The organism is Amycolatopsis sp. NPDC051071 (assembly GCF_040682875.1).
Taxonomy (GTDB): Bacteria; Actinomycetota; Actinomycetes; order Mycobacteriales; family Pseudonocardiaceae; genus Amycolatopsis.
In genome coordinates, this window is the sequence record NZ_JBFBBY010000010.1 from 1 (window position 1) to 15,610 (window position 15,610).

A 15,610-nucleotide genomic window follows, 5' to 3' on the forward strand; every position below is an offset into this window, starting at 1 on the left:
AAGGCCCCCTTCCCTCGGCTGATCATTCAACCCATGGCCGAGGGAAGGGGGCCTTCACGCGGAGAACGTCAGCCGGCAAGCGGGAGGTCGTCGCGGTCGTCGCGGTCCTGGCCGTCGACGCTGTGCAGATGACGCTTCTTGGTACCCCGCAACAACGTCGCGGTCACGGCGAGACCGATGACGGCGAAGACCACGCACGCGATGAACGCGGCCCGCAGCCCGGCGGTGAATTCGGCGGGCCCGCCAGGCGCGGCGGTGAACGACGTCGACACCGAGGTGACCACGGCGACGCCGAGCGCGCCACCGATCTGGAACGAGGCGACGTTGATCCCCGACGCCGCACCGCTGTCGGCCTGCGGCACCTTGGACAACGCGGCGACCGAAGCGGCCGCCATGCCGGCGCCGAGACCAGGGCCGAAGACGATCAGGCCCCACAGGATGTCGGCTCCGTAGGTGCCGTTGACCGGCACCTGTGAAAGCAGCAGGCAGCCGGCACCGAGCAGGACCAGACAGGCCGCGACGACCGGCCGGAAACCCAGCCTGGTGACCACGGACTGCCCGGCGTACGCGCCGACGAACGCCAGCATCGGCATCACGGACTGGAGCACACCGAATTCCAGCGGGCTGTAGCCGAGGACGACCTGGCCGTACATCGAGATGGTGACGGACAGTCCGAACGCCGCCATCCCCATCGCCACCGTGACGAGGTTGCCACCCGCGAGTGCCGGACGGCGGATCAGCGCCAGTGGCACCAGCGGCGACGCCGATCGCTTCTCCACGGCCACGAACAACGCGAGCAGCCCGGCGGCGACGGCGAACAGGATCAGCGTCGGCGCGCTCGTCCAGCCCCATGCCGGCGCCTGGACGACGGCGAGGATGATCGCGACCAGTGCGAGCGTGCTGACCACCGCGCCCGCGACGTCCTGGCTACGGCGCTTGCCCGAGTCCCGGCTCTCCTGAAGAAGGACCGGCGCGAGCAGGATGACCAGCACCGCGATCGGCACGTTGACGTAGAACACCCACTGCCAGCCGAGGGTCTGGGTGAGCAGTCCACCGACGAGCAGCCCCGCCGTCGCGCCGATCCCGCCGATCCCGGACCAGCCCGCGAGGGCGGTGTTGCGGCTTTTGCCCTCGGGGAAGGTGTTCATGAGGATCGACAACGCCGTCGGCACCATCAGCGCCGCCGCGATCCCGCTGAGCGCCCGCGCGGCGATGATCACCGCCGGGCTCCACGCCAGGCCGCAGAGCACCGAGCCGACGAGGAACAGCGCCGTGCCGAGCACGAACACCCGGCGCCTGCCGAAGTGGTCGGCCGCCCGGCCGCCGAGGATGAGCAGCCCGCCGAAGGTGATGAGCTTCGCGCTCAGCACCCATTGCGCGTCGGCGGGTGACATCCCGAGGTCGGGCGCCAGCGAGGGCAGCGCCAGTATGACGCTCTGCGAATCCAGCAGTACCGCGAAGTTGGCCGCGCACAACAGGACCAGTGCGGCCCAGCGGAACCTGACGGCGTCGCCCGCCGCTTGGAGATGACTCACCGGAACTCCTTGCTTTCGTGGCGAAAGGGTGGATCAAGCCGCGGGACGCTCGGCCTCGCCGGAGTCCGTCCGAATGCTGGGAAGGGTGGTCACGGTGGCTTCCTGCTTGCCGCCACCGGAGAACAGCACCCGGCGCATCATCGACGGCTTCATCAGCGCCTGCGGCGGGTCGATCAGTGAGATGGTGCGCATGAACCCGCGTGCCACCACCGGATCCTTCGCCGCGGCCGCCATCACCTTCGACATGTAGGCGTTGCCGATCTTCGTCGCGAGGGTGCGCTTCCCGCGTACCGTCTCGTATCCGAGGTCGGCGGAGGCGGACATCATCCACGGCGAGTCGATTTCCTTCGCCAGGTCACGGAAGTAGTCGCGGAACGACGGGTCGACGCCCTTTCCGAGGTGCTTGCGCAACACGTTCGCGCCCATCGCGGCCACCGTCATGCCCTGGGCGTAGACGGGGTTGAAGATGCAGGCGGCGTCGCCGAGGATCAGGTACCCGGCGGGGAAGCGGCGCAGCTTCTCGTAGTGGCGGCGGACGCTCGCCGGGAACCGGAACGAACCGGCGGGTGCGCGCTGCTCGGCGTTCTCGATGGCGTTGAAGACCTCCTTGACCGGCAACGTCTTGGCGTAGGCGAGGAAGCCGTCGTGGTCGGTCGGCGCCCGGTCACCGGCGATACCGGTGAGGGTGAGGGCGTAGCGGTCGGCCAGGCGCGCGAAGATGCCTCCGCGCGGGAAGCCGGGGGTCGCCGTCGGGACGAGCGCGATGTCCTCACCGAGCGGATCCACCGGCAGCGGGCCGACGAAGTCCATCGTCGTGTAGGTCAGGTCCATCTGGACCTTCTCCTCCGGCGCCTTCTCGTACCCGAGTTCCTCCAGCCAGCGCGGAGAACGCGAACCGCGGCCGGAGGCGTCTACGATCAGGTCGGCGCTGATGACCTCTTCGCCGCCGCCGTCACGGCTCTGCACGCGGACACCGGTGATGCGCTCGTTGCCCTCGCTCGCGACCAGGCCGACGATGTCGGTCCGCTCACGCAGGACGACACCGGGGCGGGGTAGCGTGCGGGACCGCAGGAAGTGCTCGATCACCGGCCGGTTCGCGGCCACACAAGCCATCCCGGTGTCGGTGATGGCGAACATCTCGCCGTTGAAGTAGTAGTGACAAGTCGATCCGTAGTCGCCGACCGGCACGCCCGCCGCGATCATGTCGTCGACGAAACCGGGGAACAGGTCTTCGATGATGATCCGCCCGCGTTCGAGCAGGGCGTGGATGTGGATCGCCCAAGAGATCGACGGCCGCGGGTTCGTCCCGGCCGCGGTGAGGTCGTCGCGTTCGATGACGGTCACCTGGCGGTAGGCGTCGGAGAGCACGCGGGCGGCGAGCATCCCGGCGATGCTGCCCCCGAGCACGACGGCGTGATCGCCGATTTTCGTTCCCATTGGCGTGTGCCTCTCCTGATCAGGTGCGGGCGAATACGAAAAACGCTAGGCTCGCCCTCCACTTGTGCTCTTCTCCCACTTTGCGAGGTCTGGTTAGTGGCTTCTCCGGAGTTGCGAGCTTGTTTCGCGGTGGTATTCCGGCGCATGGCGACCGCGTAGTTTCCGTTGTGTACCTCCGCGCGATGAGGAAGGAGCACGGAATGGGTTCGGCGTTCGTTGTCCGTTACCAGACGACCCCGGAATCCGCCGGTGAGAATCAGCGACTGGTGGAAGCCGTATTCACGGAATTGGCGCTGAATCAGCCCGGTGGGCTGAGCTACGCGTCGTTCCGGCTCGACGACGGGGTGAGTTTCGTCCACGTCGGTGTCGTCGAGGGCGACGGGAATCCCCTCGCCGCGTCGACCGCTTTCCACGAGTTCCAGCGGGGTATTCGCGAGCGGGCTCCGGAAGGACCGGTCCCCAGCGGGGCCACGCTCATCGGCTCCTACGGCTTTTCCAGTGATCACAACGGAACCAAATGACAGACAGATCAATGAGCCCGCGTTGAAGGGTGCGAAAGTGGCTTTCGCAACCACCCGCTTTAAGCACTTACACGTCACCTGTGGCGTTGCTCGCGTGAAGTACAGGAAGGCCCCCTTCCTTGCGCCTAGGTACAGGAAGGGGGCCTTCCTGTACTGGGGAAGGTGTGAAGGTCGAGTTTCTCCGGCTGAGCCGAGGGAAGGGGTCCTTCACGCGCCGCCGTTGGGACTGGTGGCCCTCAAGGAGTCCTTGTCCATGAAGGATTTGGGACGGTGAGTGTCCCAAATCCTTCATGGACAAGCCACCTTTTCCTTACCACTCACGACCCTTACCACTCACGATCCAACTCAGCGGAAGAACTTCGTCAGCAGCTCCGCGCCCAGCGTGTCGTCCATCAGGTGCCCGGCGGTGTCCATGGTGACGTACTCACCCCGCGGGATCCCGTCGGCGACGGCCTGGCACATCTCCTTCATCCACTGTGGACTCTTGTTCCCGCCGAGTACGAGACTCGGCACGGTGATCGCGCCCAGCTCCTCGACCGGGACGCAGTCCGCGTCGTCGGAAAGGATCGAGTCGTACGGCATCGAATGCGCCATCGCCTCGAACGCCGGCCAGATCGGATGCGTCGAGAAGAATTCGATCTCGTCCTCGGTGAACAACGCGTCCCACTTCAGGAACAGGGACACGGCGTCCTTGATCCTGTCCTGTTCGAGCAGCTCCCTGAGCTGCTCGGTGTAGCCGGGCGGGACCTTCGGGCCGCTGTACGGGGGTTCGTACATGGCCAGTTTGGTCATCGGGACGCCGCGGGCGGCCGCCGGGACGGCGATCATCGAGCCGGTGCAGTTCGCGAAGACGCTGGCGGTGCCGCCGGCGGCCTCGATCACCGCGGCCAGGTCTTCGATCTCGATGTCCACTGTGTACGGTCCGACGCGGTTGTCGTCGCTGTCACCGCGTGCACGGCGGTCGTAGTTGTACACCGTGAAGCTCTCGGAAAGGCCTTCGGCGAGTTCGGCGTGCATCGCCTTCTCGTTCAGGCCGCCGCCGATGATGATCACCGGTGGCCCGCTGCCCGACTTCTCGTAGGCGATGGTGGTGCCGTCCGCGGACCTCACCTTCTCGATCGGGAGTTCGCGGTTGCCGTAGTCGAGGTTCTCGATGTTGGCCTGCTCAGCCATGGTCCAAACCCCTTTTCCGCAAGGCCTGCTTGAACTTCCGAAGGTCGTCGAGGAAGAGGTCCGGCGCCTCCAGACCGGGGAAGTGGCCGCCGCGGTCGAGACGGCGCCACTGCACGATGTCGGAGAACGCCCGGTCCGCATAGGTGCGGATCGGCTCCATGATGTCGTATTTGTACGCCGCGATCCCGATCGGCGTCGAGATCGGCGGCAGGGGAGCGACGAAGGTCTTGTACTCCTCGAACCGCGGGTCGGCGACGGCCAGTTCCGGATGCGGAGTCGCCGACGTCCGGGTAAACGGCGCGTTGTCGCAATAGAAGTGCGCCGCGTTGCCCGCGGAACCGGTGAGCCAGTACAGCGTCACGTTGGCGAGCAGATCGTCCCGGTCGAAGACCTCTTCCGGCGAGTCGACGGCGCCGGACCAGCCGTGGAACTTCTCGATGTACCAGGCAAGTTGCCCGACCGGCGAGTCGCTCAGGCTGTAGTTCAGCGTCTGCGGCCGCGTCGCGTGCTGGACCATGTACCCCGGCGCGGGGTACATGTACGGGCCGAGCAGTTCGAGCTCTTCCTCGCTGAGGCCTTCGAGGTCGCTCGCGTCGGCGGGCGGGGTCACGAGGAAGTTCACATGCGCGGCGAGCACGTTCTCGGGCTTCATCGCGGCGAGGATGATGGAGATGAACGAACCCCAGTCCGCGCCCTGCACGATATAGCGCTCATAGCCGATTTCGGCCATGAGCTTGCCCCAGACCTCCGACATCCTCGGCACGGTCCAGCCGTGCCGCGTCAGCGGCGTGGAGAACCCGAAGCCCGGCAACGTCGGGATGACGAGGTGGTAGGCGTCCTCCGGGTCGCCACCGTGGGCTCGCGGATCGGTCAGGGGCCCGATGAGGTCCAGGTACTCGACGATCGAACTGGGCCAGCCGGTGGTCATCACCATCGGCGTGGCGTCCGGTTCCGGCGAGCGGACGTGCAGGTAGTGGATGTTCGCCCCGTCGATATTCGTGATCGACTGCGGGAACTGGTTGATCTTGGCCTCGGTGGCGCGCCAGTCGTACTCGGTGCGCCAGTACTCGACGAGCTCCTTCAGGTAGGCCTGCGGCACACCGCGGGTCCATCCGACGTCGGGGGTCTCGGCAGGCCAGCGGGTGTCGTCGAGCCGTCTTCGCAGGTCGTCGACGGCTTCCTGTGGAATGTCCACTTTGAACGGAGTCATGACCGGGTCCGCAACACGTCGGTGATGGCGGCGGAGATCTCCGCGGCCTGTTCCTCTTCCAGTACGAGCGGCGGGCCGACGACGAGAGTGGGGCCGTAGTCGCGGGTCAGGACGCGGTGCTTGCCGCGCAGGTCGTCGATGAGGGAGACCATGCGGTCGAACGGCATCGGCTCCCCGGTATCCGGGTCCGCGGTCAGCTCGATGCCGACCATGGCGCCGTGCACGCGGACGTCGTGGACGATCGGGAGGTCGCGGATGCCGTCGAGGCCCTCGGTGAACCAGCTCTCGATCTTCTTGGCCTGGCCGAGGATGTTCTCCCGTTCGATGATGTCGATGTTCGCCAGCGCCAGCGCGGTTCCGAGCGGGTGGCCCGAGTAGGTCAGCCCGTGGAAGAAGAACTTCTCGGGGTTGCCGACCATGGTCTCGCCGATTTCGTTCCGCAGGAGGACGGCGCCGAGCGGCGCGTAACCGCTGGAAATCCCCTTGGCGGTGATGATGATGTCCGGGTTGTAATGCGCCGAAGCAAACCACTCGCCGGTACGGCCGAATCCGGTGATGACCTCGTCGGCGATCAGCAGGATGCCGTATTTGGTCAGCAGCGTGCGGATCCGCGGCCAGTAGTCGTCCGGCGGCACGATGACGCCGCCGCCACCCATCACCGGTTCGCCGATCATCGCGGCGATCTTCTCCGGCCCGATGCGGAGGATCTCGGTTTCGAGTTCCCGCAACAGGAAGTCCGTCGGGTCTCCTCCACCGAACATCTCCGGATGCGAGAGCATCGGCGGGCTGACCTTGGTGACATGCGGCATGACCTCACCGGCGCCGAAGTGCATGTCGTCCATACCGCTGACCGCGGCTCCGGCGAAAGTCGTTCCGTGGTAACCGAACTGCCGCCCGATGAGCCAGGTGCGCTCGGTGTCGCCGCGTTCGAAGTGGTACCGCCGCGCGATCTTCAGCGCCGCTTCGGTGCCGTCCGAACCACCGCTGGTGAAGTGGACCTTGTCCATTCCCGGCGGGGCCAGCTCGGCGAGCCGGGCAGCCAGCCGAATCGCGGGTTCGTTCGAGTACTCGCGCCACAGCGAAAAATACTCCAGCTTCTCCGCCTGTGTGGCCGCGACCTCGGCCAGTTCGCGGCGGCCATGACCGACGGCGACGACCCAGTTGCCACCCGCCATCCCGTCGATGAACGGGACGTCTTCGGCGTCCCACACCACGGATCCCTTGCCATGGACGAAAATATTCCGCTCGGTCCGTGCCGGGTTCTGGTGCGGATGGATGAGGTGCTTGCGGTCCAGGGCCTGAAGCGTGGCCGCGAATTCCGCACGCGCTCGCGCCTCGGTAGCGATGGTCATTTCGGCGTTCCCTCCGCGGAATTCGGCAGCAGACACGACCCACGCTAGGTGAGGCGGCCTCACCGGTCTTCTCGCTGATTGCCGCAGGATTCAGGAGATCTTGCCGCAAACCAGGAGAAACCGACCCCCCGTCGATCTTGCTAAATTCCCGATATGGTCGATTTTGTCGTGGTTGGGGCCGGTGCGTCCGGTTGTGTCCTCGCTAACCGATTGAGCGCCGACCCGTCCGTCACCGTGGTTCTCGTGGAAGCCGGGTCGTCCGATGATCACCCGAACTTCCGGATTCCCGTCGCCGGGGGGCAGTTCTTCAAGACCCGGCACGACTGGGACTTCGACACCGACCAGGAACCGCACGCCGAAGGGCGGCGCGTCTACCTGCCGCAGGCACGGGTGGTCGGCGGTGGCAGCGCGGTGAACGGCGGTGCCTATGTCCGCGGCAACCGCGCCGACTTCGACGACTGGGCCGAGCCCGGCTGGGATTTCGCCGGGATACTCCCGTATTTCCGGCGTTCGGAGGACAATGAACGCGGCGAGGACGAGTTCCACGGCGTCGGCGGGCCGCTGCGGGTCAGTGACGGGCGGACCGGCAACCCCAGTTCCGCCGCGTTCACCGCCGCCGCGGTCGAGGCGGGCTACCGGCACAACCACGACTTCAACGGTGCCACGCAAGAAGGGTTCGGCGCGTTCCAGGTCACGCAACGCGACGGCCGCCGGGCCAGTAGTTCCTCGGAGTTCCTGCGTCCCGCGCTGGACCGCCCGAATCTCACCGTCGAAACCGATCTGGAGGTACACCGGGTACTTGTCGAGAACGGCCGGGCGGCCGGGGTCGTCGGCAACCGGCTCGACGAGATCGTCGAGATCCGGGCCGAGCGCGAAGTCATCATCAGCGCCGGCACCTACAACTCGCCGAAGATCCTGATGCATTCGGGGATCGGCCCGGCCGATCACCTGCGTGCGTTCGGGCTCCCGGTCGTCGTCGACCTGCCCGGCGTCGGACAGCAGCTGCAGGACCACCCGCATGTCTGGCTGAGCTTCGGGCACGACCAGCCGGTGAGCCTGCTCGCCGCCGGAGAGCCCGAACACGCCGCGCAGTACGAACGTGACGCGACCGGCTTTCTCACCTCCGGCGGCCCGGAGACCGGCGGGTTCGTCACGATCACCGGCGACGTACCGGATTTGCAGTTCATCTGTATGCCACTGATGATCTCCGACGGCTTCCTTTCGCCGCCGACCCGGCACGCGCTTTCGTTCGGTGCGTCCGTGGCGAAGCCGCGCACCCGGGGGAACGTGACCCTGTTCAGCCCCGAACCCACCGCCAAACCGAAGATCGTCCAGAACTACCTCGCCGACCCGGCCGACCTCGCGATGGCCGTCGAAGGGGTGCGGATCAGCCTGGAGCTTTCCAGGCAGGTCGCGCTCAAGCCCTACATCCTCGACGCCATTGCCGCGCCCGCCTCCGAAACCGAGGCGGATTTACTCGCTTTCACCCGGCGTAACGTGCTGACCGGCCACCATCCGGTGGGTACCTGTGGCATGGGCCGGGTCGTGGATGCGCAATTGCGGGTTCTTGGAATAGAATCACTTCGTGTCGTGGATGCTTCCGTCATGCCGACGATCGTGCGGGGCAATACCGGCGCCCCGGTCATCGCCATCGCCGAAAAGGCTGCGGATTTGATTCTCCACCCTGGCGCGGAACCGCACTGGACCGCATGAACTACGACGAGGAAGATTTGAAAACATGGCTGAGAAGACAGCACCACACGTAATCGACGTGACGTTCACGGCCGAGGTCATTCCCGACGGCAACAGCGGCTGGCCGTGTGTGAACATGCCGGACTCCGCCGAGTTCTTCGGCACCGGCAAGGCCGTCAAGGTCAGTGGCACCGTGGACGGCCACGACTACGAGGCGAGTATGTTGCCGATCGGCGGCGGCATCCACATGATGCCACTGCGCAAGCCGTTCCGGAAGGTCATCCAGAAGGAGATCGGCGACAAGGTCACCGTGCACCTGACCAAGCGAATTTCCTGACCAGGTCAACGCTGTGGCAAACAAAACAGGGCCGGACCGGGCAAACTCGGTCCGGCCCTTCCGACGTCGGCTATTCGCCGCCGGTCCAGACCGGCCGCAGCTCGACACTCTGTCCGGGCGCGACGAGCTCTTCGGCGATCTCGTCGGCTCGCTCCTTATCCTTGGCCTCGATCAGGAAGAAGCCGGCGAGGTGATCCTTCGTCGACGAGTACGGGCCTTCGCTCTTCTTCGTCTCGCCACCCTCGACCGTGTACAGGCTCGCTTTGGTGGGGTCGCCGAGTGCTTCTCCGCCGACCAGCTCGCCGTTTTCGTGCAAACGACCGAGCAGTGCTTCGAAATTCGCGAAGTGCTTTTTACGCTCGTCCGCGGAAAGCCCCGAGAACTCAGGGGTGAATTCCTCCACCGGGTGACCCCACGGCTCGGGGTGCGAGTAGAGCAAAACCATGTACTTCATTCTTTTTCCCCTTCTTACTTCCGCTTGTAGGCCCACATGGTGGCCGAGCCGAAGCCCGCGATCACCAGGGCACTGGCGACCAGTACCCAAATGATCTCGCCCGCGTCCGGGCTGCCGCTCATCAAGCCCCGCATCGCGGTGACCAGGTGGGTGATCGGGTTCCAGCTGACCGCGGCTTCGAGCCAGCCCGGCATCGTGGAGGGCTGCACGAAAACGTTGGACAGGAAGGTCAGCGGGAACAACGCGACCATACTCACGCTCATCACGGTCTTCTCCGACCGCATGGACAGGCCGAGGAACGTCCAGATCCACGAGAGCGAGAACGAGAACACCAGCAGCAGCGCGACCGCGCCGACCGTGCCGGCGACACTGCCCAGGTTGTAGCCCATGATCAGGCCGACACCGATGATGACGACGCAGCCGATGAGGTAACGCAGGAAGTCGCCGAGCAGGTAGCCGACAATCGTGGCGGGGCGCCAGATCGGCAGTGTCCGGAAGCGGTCGAAGACACCCTTCGAGATGTCGCTGTTCACCGCGACACCGGTGTACATCGTGATCATCACGACGGTGATCGCGAGGATGCCAGGGAGCAGGTAGTCCAGGTACGCCTCGGTCGAACCGCCGATGGCGCCACCGAAGAGGTACGTGAACATCACGGTCATGATGATCGGGAAGCCCGTGACGTCGAACAGCTGCTCCGGCAGGTGCTTGATCTTCAGCGCGGCCCGCCACCCGAAGGTGAGCGACGCGGACAGCGCGCTGGGGCGCTTGGGCCGGTCGGCCGACGCCAGCACCGCGTCGAGCGCGTCGACGTCGGCAGGCCGGGTTTCCTCGGCCGCGTCGGTCGTTTCGGCCGGCTTGACGGTGGAAGTCATCGGTTCGCCCCCTCCTTGGCGGCGTGATCCGAGGCCGATCCCGCGGGGCGATCGGTCAATGCCAGGAACACTTCATCGAGACTCGGCTGTCCGAGCGAGAACTCGTCGACGACGATGTCCCGCAGCGAAAGCTCGTGCAGGGCCTTGGAAGCCCACTCGGCCATCCCGGCGTCGCCGTCGACACCCGGGATACGGGCACTGACCAGTACCTCGTCATGCTCCGAAAGCGTGGGCCGCTCCAGGAACCGGGAAAGCACGTTCTGCGCGTCCGTACGCTGGTTGGCGTGCCGCAGGCGCAGGTGGATCGCACCGGCGCCGATCGACGCCTTCAGCTTGCCCGGCGTCCCCTCGGCGATGACCTTGCCGTTGTCGACGACCGCGATACGGCTGGCGAGCTGGTCGGCTTCGTCGAGGTACTGCGTGGTCAGCAGCACCGTGGTGCCGCGTTTGACGACCGCGCGGATGATGTCCCATACCTGGTTGCGGCTGCGCGGGTCGAGTCCGGTGGTGGGCTCGTCCAGGAAGAGCAGATCCGGGGTGTTGACGATGCTGGCCGCGACGTCGAGCCGCCGCCGCATACCGCCGGAGTAGTTCTTCACCTGACGACCGGCGGCCTCGGTCAGCCCGAAGGCGTCGAGAAGCCGCTCGGTGCGTGCCCGCGAGGCCGCCTTGCCGTGGCCGAGCAGACGGCACAGCAGGATCAAATTCTCCGTGCCGGTCAGGTCGTCGTCCACCGAGGCGTACTGACCCGTGAGGCTCACCCGCGCGCGAACAGCGTCCGCTTCACGCACCACGTCGTGACCGAAGACCTTGGCCTGTCCTCCGTCGGGACGCAGCAACGTCGCCAGCACCTTGACCGAAGTGGTCTTCCCGGCACCGTTCGGGCCGAGAACGCCGTACACCGTCCCCGCGGGGACGGTGAGGTCGAGCCCGTCGAGTGCGCGCTTTTCGCCGTATATCTTCGTCAACCCGGACGCTTCGATCGCTGGATCCCCGTCGCGGACCTTCGCCATGATGAACCTTTCTGGTTTCGCGCCTGACATCTCTTCAGGCGGCCTGGCGCCACGACCGCGACGTGAAGACTTCATTGTTGCCGATCAAGGGCGCGAACGCTTCTCCTGTCGTGCTGTCGCGTTTTTCGCGCGCAGTCGAAGAGATGCTTCGCATACGGGGCGGCAGAGAATCGACGGTATTGCCTGATGGTGCCTTAGGGAGGACGGAAAATGACCTGGTACTCCGACGATGGCCTGTGGTCGGGCTTCTCCGAGCTGATGTGGCCGCGGCGCCTGACGGTGGAGGCGGACGAACTCGTGCGGGAGTCGCCGTTGCTGGCCTTCCCGGCCGGTTCCCGGGTACTCGACCTGTGCTGCGGGCCGGGCCGGTTCGTCGTGCCGCTGGCTCGCAAGGGCTACCAGGTGACCGGTGTGGACCTCAACGCCCCCGTGCTGGACCGCGCCAAGCAAGCCGCCGCCGACGCGGGGGTTTCGGCCGAATTCATACAGGGTGACATGCTCGAATTCGTCCGTCCCGGCGGTTTCGACGTCGTGCTGAACATGTACACGTCGTTCGGTTACTTCGACGAAGCCGAAAAGAACCTCCAGGTGCTGACCAACGCGCAGACGAGCCTGGCACCGGGCGGCAAGCTGCTGCTGGAGGTCTACGGCAAGGAGATCGTCGCGAAGAACATCGGGCGCACGCACGCTTTCCCGCAGCCCGAAGGCATCGCGTACATGCGGCACAGCGTCCTCGACGACTGGACGAAGCTGCGCACCGACTGGACGCTGGTCGACGGCGACGTCGCCCGTTCCGCGCATATCCAGTCCTACATCTACAGTGCCGCCGAACTGCGCCGCCTGTTCGAAGACGCCGGCTTCACCGATATCGAGGCCTACGGCGGTTTCGACGGCGCGCCGTACGACAAGCGTGCCAAGCGGCTGATAGTCCAGGGCGTCAAGTCCTGACCGGAGCCATGCGAAAGGCCCCTTCCTCACTCGCCAGGGGGAAGGGGCCTTTCGTGTTTCCGCTAGACGTGCGCCGGACTGTCCACAAGGGACGCCAGGAGTTCGCGGACCCGGCGGTCCATGTCGTCCCGCAGCGGCCGGATACCGGTGACTCCCCCGGTTTCCGGATCGGGCACGACCCACTCGACGTAGCGGGTGCCTTCGGCCACCGGATATGTCTTGCAGCCCATGGTGATCACGACGTCGGCCGCGGCCACGTCCGCATAGGTGACCTGGGTCGGCACCTCGCCGGTGATGTCGACCTCCCATTCCGCCAGCGCGCCCGCGACCAGGGGGTTGACCTTCTCCGCCGGGTCGCAGCCCGCGGATCGCACGGTCACCCTGCCGAACCCGTGATGCTTCAGCAATGCGGCGGCCATCTGTGATCGGCTCGCGTTGTGCACGCAGACGAACAGGATATCCGTCATCTTCCCGCCCACTTTCCTCGGTCCGTGTCCTCGTACCGAGGTTACCCGTGAAATCGTCATTGCCCCGGTATGACGAAAAGGGTGGCAATCGAGGAGAACCTCATCATTTCGTCCCATTCGCAGTATGGGAGAAGAGTGTGTTTTATGGCCACTGCCACACTTTCGCAGTGCGTGGAAAAGACGGCGGTGGACTTCGGTGACCGAGATACGGGAAATGGCCGGCCTACGACACGGACTGGGGCCGCGATGAGAATCCTCGTCGCGGGGCCCGTCCCCGCAGCCAGTGACTACGGCAATGGCGTCACCGCACGCCGCTGGGCACAGCTGCTGCGGGACCTCGGCCACGAGGTCCGCGTGGTGCGGGACTACGACGGCGAGCGGTACGACCTGCTCGTCGCGTTGCACGCACGCAAGAGCGAAGCGGCGATCCGGGCCTTCAGCGCGGACTGGCCGGAAGCACCGATCGTGGTCGCGCTGACCGGCACCGACCTCTACCCGGACCTGGTCGCCGGCGGGGTGGACCTGTCGCTGCTCGAACGCGCCGCACGCATCGTCGTCCTTCAGCCGCAAGGACTTCTGCAGCTGCCGCCCGAATTACGGAGCCGCACCAGGGTGATCACCCAATCCATGCCGCCGATCGACGGCGAGGAGCCGGCCGAGGACCGGTTCGAGATCGCGTTCCTCGCGCATGCCAGGCCGGTCAAGGATCCACTGCGGCTGAGCGAGGCGGTGCGCGCGCTGCCGTCGTCATCCCGGATCACCGTGACCCACGTCGGCGGGGTGCGTGAGGACGACATCGGCGACCGTTTGCGTGCCGAGTCGATCGAGAACCCGCGCTACGGGTGGCTCGGCCCGTTGCCGCGGCCCGAAGCACTCGCCGTACTCGCCCGAAGCCGTCTGCTGGTGCTCACTTCCCTGCACGAAGGCGGCGCCAACGTGGTCACCGAAGCACTCGCCGCCGGGGTGCCGATCGTGTCCACCCGCATCCCGGGTTCGGTCGGGCTGCTCGGCGAGGACTACGCGGGTTATTTCCCCGTCGGCGACACGGCCGCGCTGGCCGCCGTGCTCGATGCCGCCGAACACGACCGTGACGGGCTCTACACGCGGTTGCGGTGGCAATGCGCCGCCCGCCGCGCCTCGGTGGATCCGGGGCGCGAAACCGAGGCATGGGAACGGCTGCTCGCCGAAGCGATCCCAGTGAACGCCGGATACAAGGGAGTGCGATGAAACTCAGGAAGAGCGTTCCGAAGGTCGGGGGCGGCGGGGTGCACCGGGAGTTCACCGCCGAACAGACCTACGCGCGGATCGAGCCGCATCTGCGGCGCGCCGGGGTCACCCGGGTCGCGGAGATCACCTGGCTCGACCGGGTCGGCATCCCGGTCTACAACGCCATCGCGCCGCGCTCCAACGACATCATTTCCGTCTACAACGGCAAAGGCCTGCGGAACATCGACGCCAAGACGTCCGCGGCGATGGAGGCGATCGAGCGGTTCTCCGCCGCGCTCCCGGTGCGACCGCAGGTCATCGCGTCCTACGAGGAACTGGTCGCCGAAGGCCGCACGGTGCTGGACCCGCGTGAGAACAACGCGGAGCTTTCCCGGCACTACCGCGACGATCTGCCGATCTCGTGGGTCGAGGCGTACGACTTGATGAACTCCGAGACCATCCTCATCCCGCAGGCGTCCGCCGTCTACGGCCTGAAGTTCCACGAACCTCCTTGCTACAAGGTGCTTTCCACCAACGGACTGGCGTCAGGCAACAGCCTCGAAGAGGCCATCTGCCACGCGCTCACCGAATTGATCGAGCGCGACTCGATGACCAACGCGGAACTTGTGAGCAGCCAGCTCGCGCAGGTGCTGGAAAAGGGCATCTTCGTCGAACCGCAGCCCGAGCACGTCACGTCGTATCTGCGGGAGCTGCACCCGCACGTGGACCTCGAAACACTGCCGCCACTCGCGAAGTCCCTGGTGGACAAGTTCCACGACGCCGGGCTGAAGATGCGGATCGTGCACATCACCTCGGATCTGGAGATCCCGAGTTTCCTCGCGGCCACTTCGGAGGACCTCGGCCCGACGACGTCGCAGGGACACGGCGGGTTCGGCACGCATCCGGACGCGAGTGTCGCGCTCATCCGCGCCATCACCGAATGCGCGCAAGGCCGCGCCGTCGACATCCAGGCGATGCGTGAGGACATCCGGCTCCCGACCGAGAACGTGTCCAAGTACCAGAACCACGTCCAGCGGTCGGCGACGATCGACAAGGGCGCGTGGGCATGGCAGCCGATGCGCAAACAGGTCGCGTTCGACGAGATCCCGTCGTGGATCACCGACGACGTGATGACCGACATCGAGCTGATCCTGGACCGGCTCCGCGCCGCGGGGATCGAACGCGCGCTCGCCGTCGACCTCTCGCCGCCGGGGATCCCGGTCAGCGTCGTACGGGTGATCGTGCCGAGGCTCGAATCGTGGGCCGTCGACCACTGCAAGATCGGCCCGCGCGGGGCGACGGTCTGGAACAACGCGCTGGCCGAACTGTCGGCCCGCAAACGCGCCGCCGAACTTTCCAAGCCCGCTTAGGGCGTGTCTGACAAATCACG

At 66.2% G+C, this 15,610-nt stretch carries 15 protein-coding genes; 6 read left to right on the forward strand and 9 right to left on the reverse strand.

Features of this window, described 5'->3' with window-relative positions; all coding sequences use genetic code 11:
• Window positions 1–68: 68 nt before the first annotated feature.
• Both AB0M65_RS05290 and AB0M65_RS05295 read right to left on the reverse strand, forming a co-directional pair.
• A complete protein-coding gene (locus tag AB0M65_RS05290; protein ID WP_364021717.1) occupies window positions 69–1,535 on the reverse strand; it encodes an MFS transporter in 1,467 nt (488 codons plus the stop codon).
• 33 nt (window positions 1,536–1,568) lie between these two features.
• Window positions 1,569–2,972, reverse strand: coding sequence for an FAD-binding monooxygenase (locus AB0M65_RS05295; protein WP_364021720.1), 1,404 nt, complete (start codon window positions 2,970–2,972; stop codon window positions 1,569–1,571).
• 200 nt (window positions 2,973–3,172) lie between these two features.
• On the opposite strand from AB0M65_RS05295, the gene AB0M65_RS05300 reads away from it, so the two are divergent.
• Window positions 3,173–3,493: a hypothetical protein gene (locus AB0M65_RS05300; RefSeq protein WP_364021723.1), complete on the forward strand. Its 321-nt coding sequence runs from the start codon at window positions 3,173–3,175 to the stop codon at window positions 3,491–3,493.
• 345 nt (window positions 3,494–3,838) lie between these two features.
• Here AB0M65_RS05300 and AB0M65_RS05305 read toward each other — a convergent pair whose 3' ends face one another.
• Genes AB0M65_RS05305 through AB0M65_RS05315 form a run of 3 tightly spaced genes read right to left on the reverse strand, consistent with a single transcriptional unit; the run spans window position 3,839 to window position 7,228 of the window.
• On the reverse strand, window positions 3,839–4,666 hold the full coding sequence (locus AB0M65_RS05305; protein ID WP_364021726.1) for an alpha/beta hydrolase: 828 nt from the start codon (window positions 4,664–4,666) through the stop codon (window positions 3,839–3,841).
• Window positions 4,659–5,876: an epoxide hydrolase family protein gene (locus AB0M65_RS05310; RefSeq protein ID WP_364021729.1), complete on the reverse strand. Its 1,218-nt coding sequence runs from the start codon at window positions 5,874–5,876 to the stop codon at window positions 4,659–4,661. Before AB0M65_RS05310 ends, AB0M65_RS05305 begins: the two co-directional genes overlap by 8 nt.
• The gene (locus tag AB0M65_RS05315; RefSeq protein ID WP_364021732.1) at window positions 5,873–7,228 is read right to left on the reverse strand and encodes an aspartate aminotransferase family protein; all 1,356 of its coding nucleotides are present in this window, start codon (window positions 7,226–7,228) and stop codon (window positions 5,873–5,875) included. The genes AB0M65_RS05310 and AB0M65_RS05315 overlap by 4 nt, the downstream gene beginning before the upstream one ends.
• A 153-nt stretch (window positions 7,229–7,381) precedes the next feature.
• Here AB0M65_RS05315 and AB0M65_RS05320 point away from each other — a divergent pair, with 153 nt between their 5' ends.
• Both AB0M65_RS05320 and AB0M65_RS05325 read left to right on the forward strand, forming a co-directional pair.
• Window positions 7,382–8,941 (forward strand): GMC family oxidoreductase N-terminal domain-containing protein, encoded by a 1,560-nt coding sequence (locus AB0M65_RS05320; RefSeq protein ID WP_364021735.1) that lies wholly within the window; start codon window positions 7,382–7,384, stop codon window positions 8,939–8,941.
• A gap of 25 nt (window positions 8,942–8,966) precedes the next feature.
• Entirely contained in the window at window positions 8,967–9,257 is a 291-nt protein-coding gene (locus AB0M65_RS05325) for a DUF1905 domain-containing protein (protein WP_364021738.1), read from the forward strand.
• Window positions 9,258–9,327: 70 nt separating this feature from the next.
• On the opposite strand, the gene AB0M65_RS05330 is transcribed toward AB0M65_RS05325, so the two are convergent.
• The 3 genes from AB0M65_RS05330 to AB0M65_RS05340 are packed head-to-tail and all read right to left on the reverse strand — an operon-like array spanning window position 9,328 to window position 11,599.
• A complete protein-coding gene (locus AB0M65_RS05330; RefSeq protein ID WP_364021741.1) occupies window positions 9,328–9,711 on the reverse strand; it encodes a YciI family protein in 384 nt (127 codons plus the stop codon).
• A gap of 14 nt (window positions 9,712–9,725) precedes the next feature.
• A complete protein-coding gene (locus tag AB0M65_RS05335; protein ID WP_364021744.1) occupies window positions 9,726–10,586 on the reverse strand; it encodes an ABC transporter permease in 861 nt (286 codons plus the stop codon).
• Window positions 10,583–11,599 (reverse strand): ATP-binding cassette domain-containing protein, encoded by a 1,017-nt coding sequence (locus AB0M65_RS05340; RefSeq protein ID WP_364021747.1) that lies wholly within the window; start codon window positions 11,597–11,599, stop codon window positions 10,583–10,585. The genes AB0M65_RS05335 and AB0M65_RS05340 overlap by 4 nt, the downstream gene beginning before the upstream one ends.
• A gap of 210 nt (window positions 11,600–11,809) precedes the next feature.
• Between AB0M65_RS05340 and AB0M65_RS05345 the strand changes: the two genes are divergently transcribed.
• The gene (locus AB0M65_RS05345; protein WP_364021750.1) at window positions 11,810–12,547 is read left to right on the forward strand and encodes a methyltransferase domain-containing protein; all 738 of its coding nucleotides are present in this window, start codon (window positions 11,810–11,812) and stop codon (window positions 12,545–12,547) included.
• A gap of 62 nt (window positions 12,548–12,609) precedes the next feature.
• On the opposite strand, the gene AB0M65_RS05350 is transcribed toward AB0M65_RS05345, so the two are convergent.
• Entirely contained in the window at window positions 12,610–13,014 is a 405-nt protein-coding gene (locus AB0M65_RS05350) for a low molecular weight phosphatase family protein (RefSeq protein ID WP_364021753.1), read from the reverse strand.
• A 246-nt stretch (window positions 13,015–13,260) separates the two neighbouring features.
• On the opposite strand from AB0M65_RS05350, the gene senB reads away from it, so the two are divergent.
• Both senB and AB0M65_RS05360 read left to right on the forward strand, forming a co-directional pair.
• Window positions 13,261–14,241, forward strand: coding sequence for a selenoneine biosynthesis selenosugar synthase SenB (gene senB, locus AB0M65_RS05355; protein ID WP_364021756.1), 981 nt, complete (start codon window positions 13,261–13,263; stop codon window positions 14,239–14,241).
• Window positions 14,238–15,590, forward strand: coding sequence for a YcaO-like family protein (locus AB0M65_RS05360; RefSeq protein WP_364021759.1), 1,353 nt, complete (start codon window positions 14,238–14,240; stop codon window positions 15,588–15,590). Before senB ends, AB0M65_RS05360 begins: the two co-directional genes overlap by 4 nt.
• Window positions 15,591–15,610 lie beyond the last annotated feature (20 nt).

Coding starts and splice junctions, on each gene's coding strand:
- AB0M65_RS05310 (WP_364021729.1), bottom strand. CDS start 5,876: ATGACTCCGTTCAAAGTGGACATTCCACAGGAAGCCGTCGACGACCTG.
- senB (WP_364021756.1), top strand. CDS start 13,261: ATGAGAATCCTCGTCGCGGGGCCCGTCCCCGCAGCCAGTGACTACGGC.
- AB0M65_RS05320 (WP_364021735.1), top strand. CDS start 7,382: ATGGTCGATTTTGTCGTGGTTGGGGCCGGTGCGTCCGGTTGTGTCCTC.
- AB0M65_RS05350 (WP_364021753.1), bottom strand. CDS start 13,014: ATGACGGATATCCTGTTCGTCTGCGTGCACAACGCGAGCCGATCACAG.
- AB0M65_RS05340 (WP_364021747.1), bottom strand. CDS start 11,599: ATGGCGAAGGTCCGCGACGGGGATCCAGCGATCGAAGCGTCCGGGTTG.
- AB0M65_RS05330 (WP_364021741.1), bottom strand. CDS start 9,711: ATGAAGTACATGGTTTTGCTCTACTCGCACCCCGAGCCGTGGGGTCAC.
- AB0M65_RS05300 (WP_364021723.1), top strand. CDS start 3,173: ATGGGTTCGGCGTTCGTTGTCCGTTACCAGACGACCCCGGAATCCGCC.
- AB0M65_RS05325 (WP_364021738.1), top strand. CDS start 8,967: ATGGCTGAGAAGACAGCACCACACGTAATCGACGTGACGTTCACGGCC.
- AB0M65_RS05315 (WP_364021732.1), bottom strand. CDS start 7,228: ATGACCATCGCTACCGAGGCGCGAGCGCGTGCGGAATTCGCGGCCACG.
- AB0M65_RS05305 (WP_364021726.1), bottom strand. CDS start 4,666: ATGGCTGAGCAGGCCAACATCGAGAACCTCGACTACGGCAACCGCGAA.
- AB0M65_RS05360 (WP_364021759.1), top strand. CDS start 14,238: ATGAAACTCAGGAAGAGCGTTCCGAAGGTCGGGGGCGGCGGGGTGCAC.
- AB0M65_RS05295 (WP_364021720.1), bottom strand. CDS start 2,972: ATGGGAACGAAAATCGGCGATCACGCCGTCGTGCTCGGGGGCAGCATC.
- AB0M65_RS05335 (WP_364021744.1), bottom strand. CDS start 10,586: ATGACTTCCACCGTCAAGCCGGCCGAAACGACCGACGCGGCCGAGGAA.
- AB0M65_RS05345 (WP_364021750.1), top strand. CDS start 11,810: ATGACCTGGTACTCCGACGATGGCCTGTGGTCGGGCTTCTCCGAGCTG.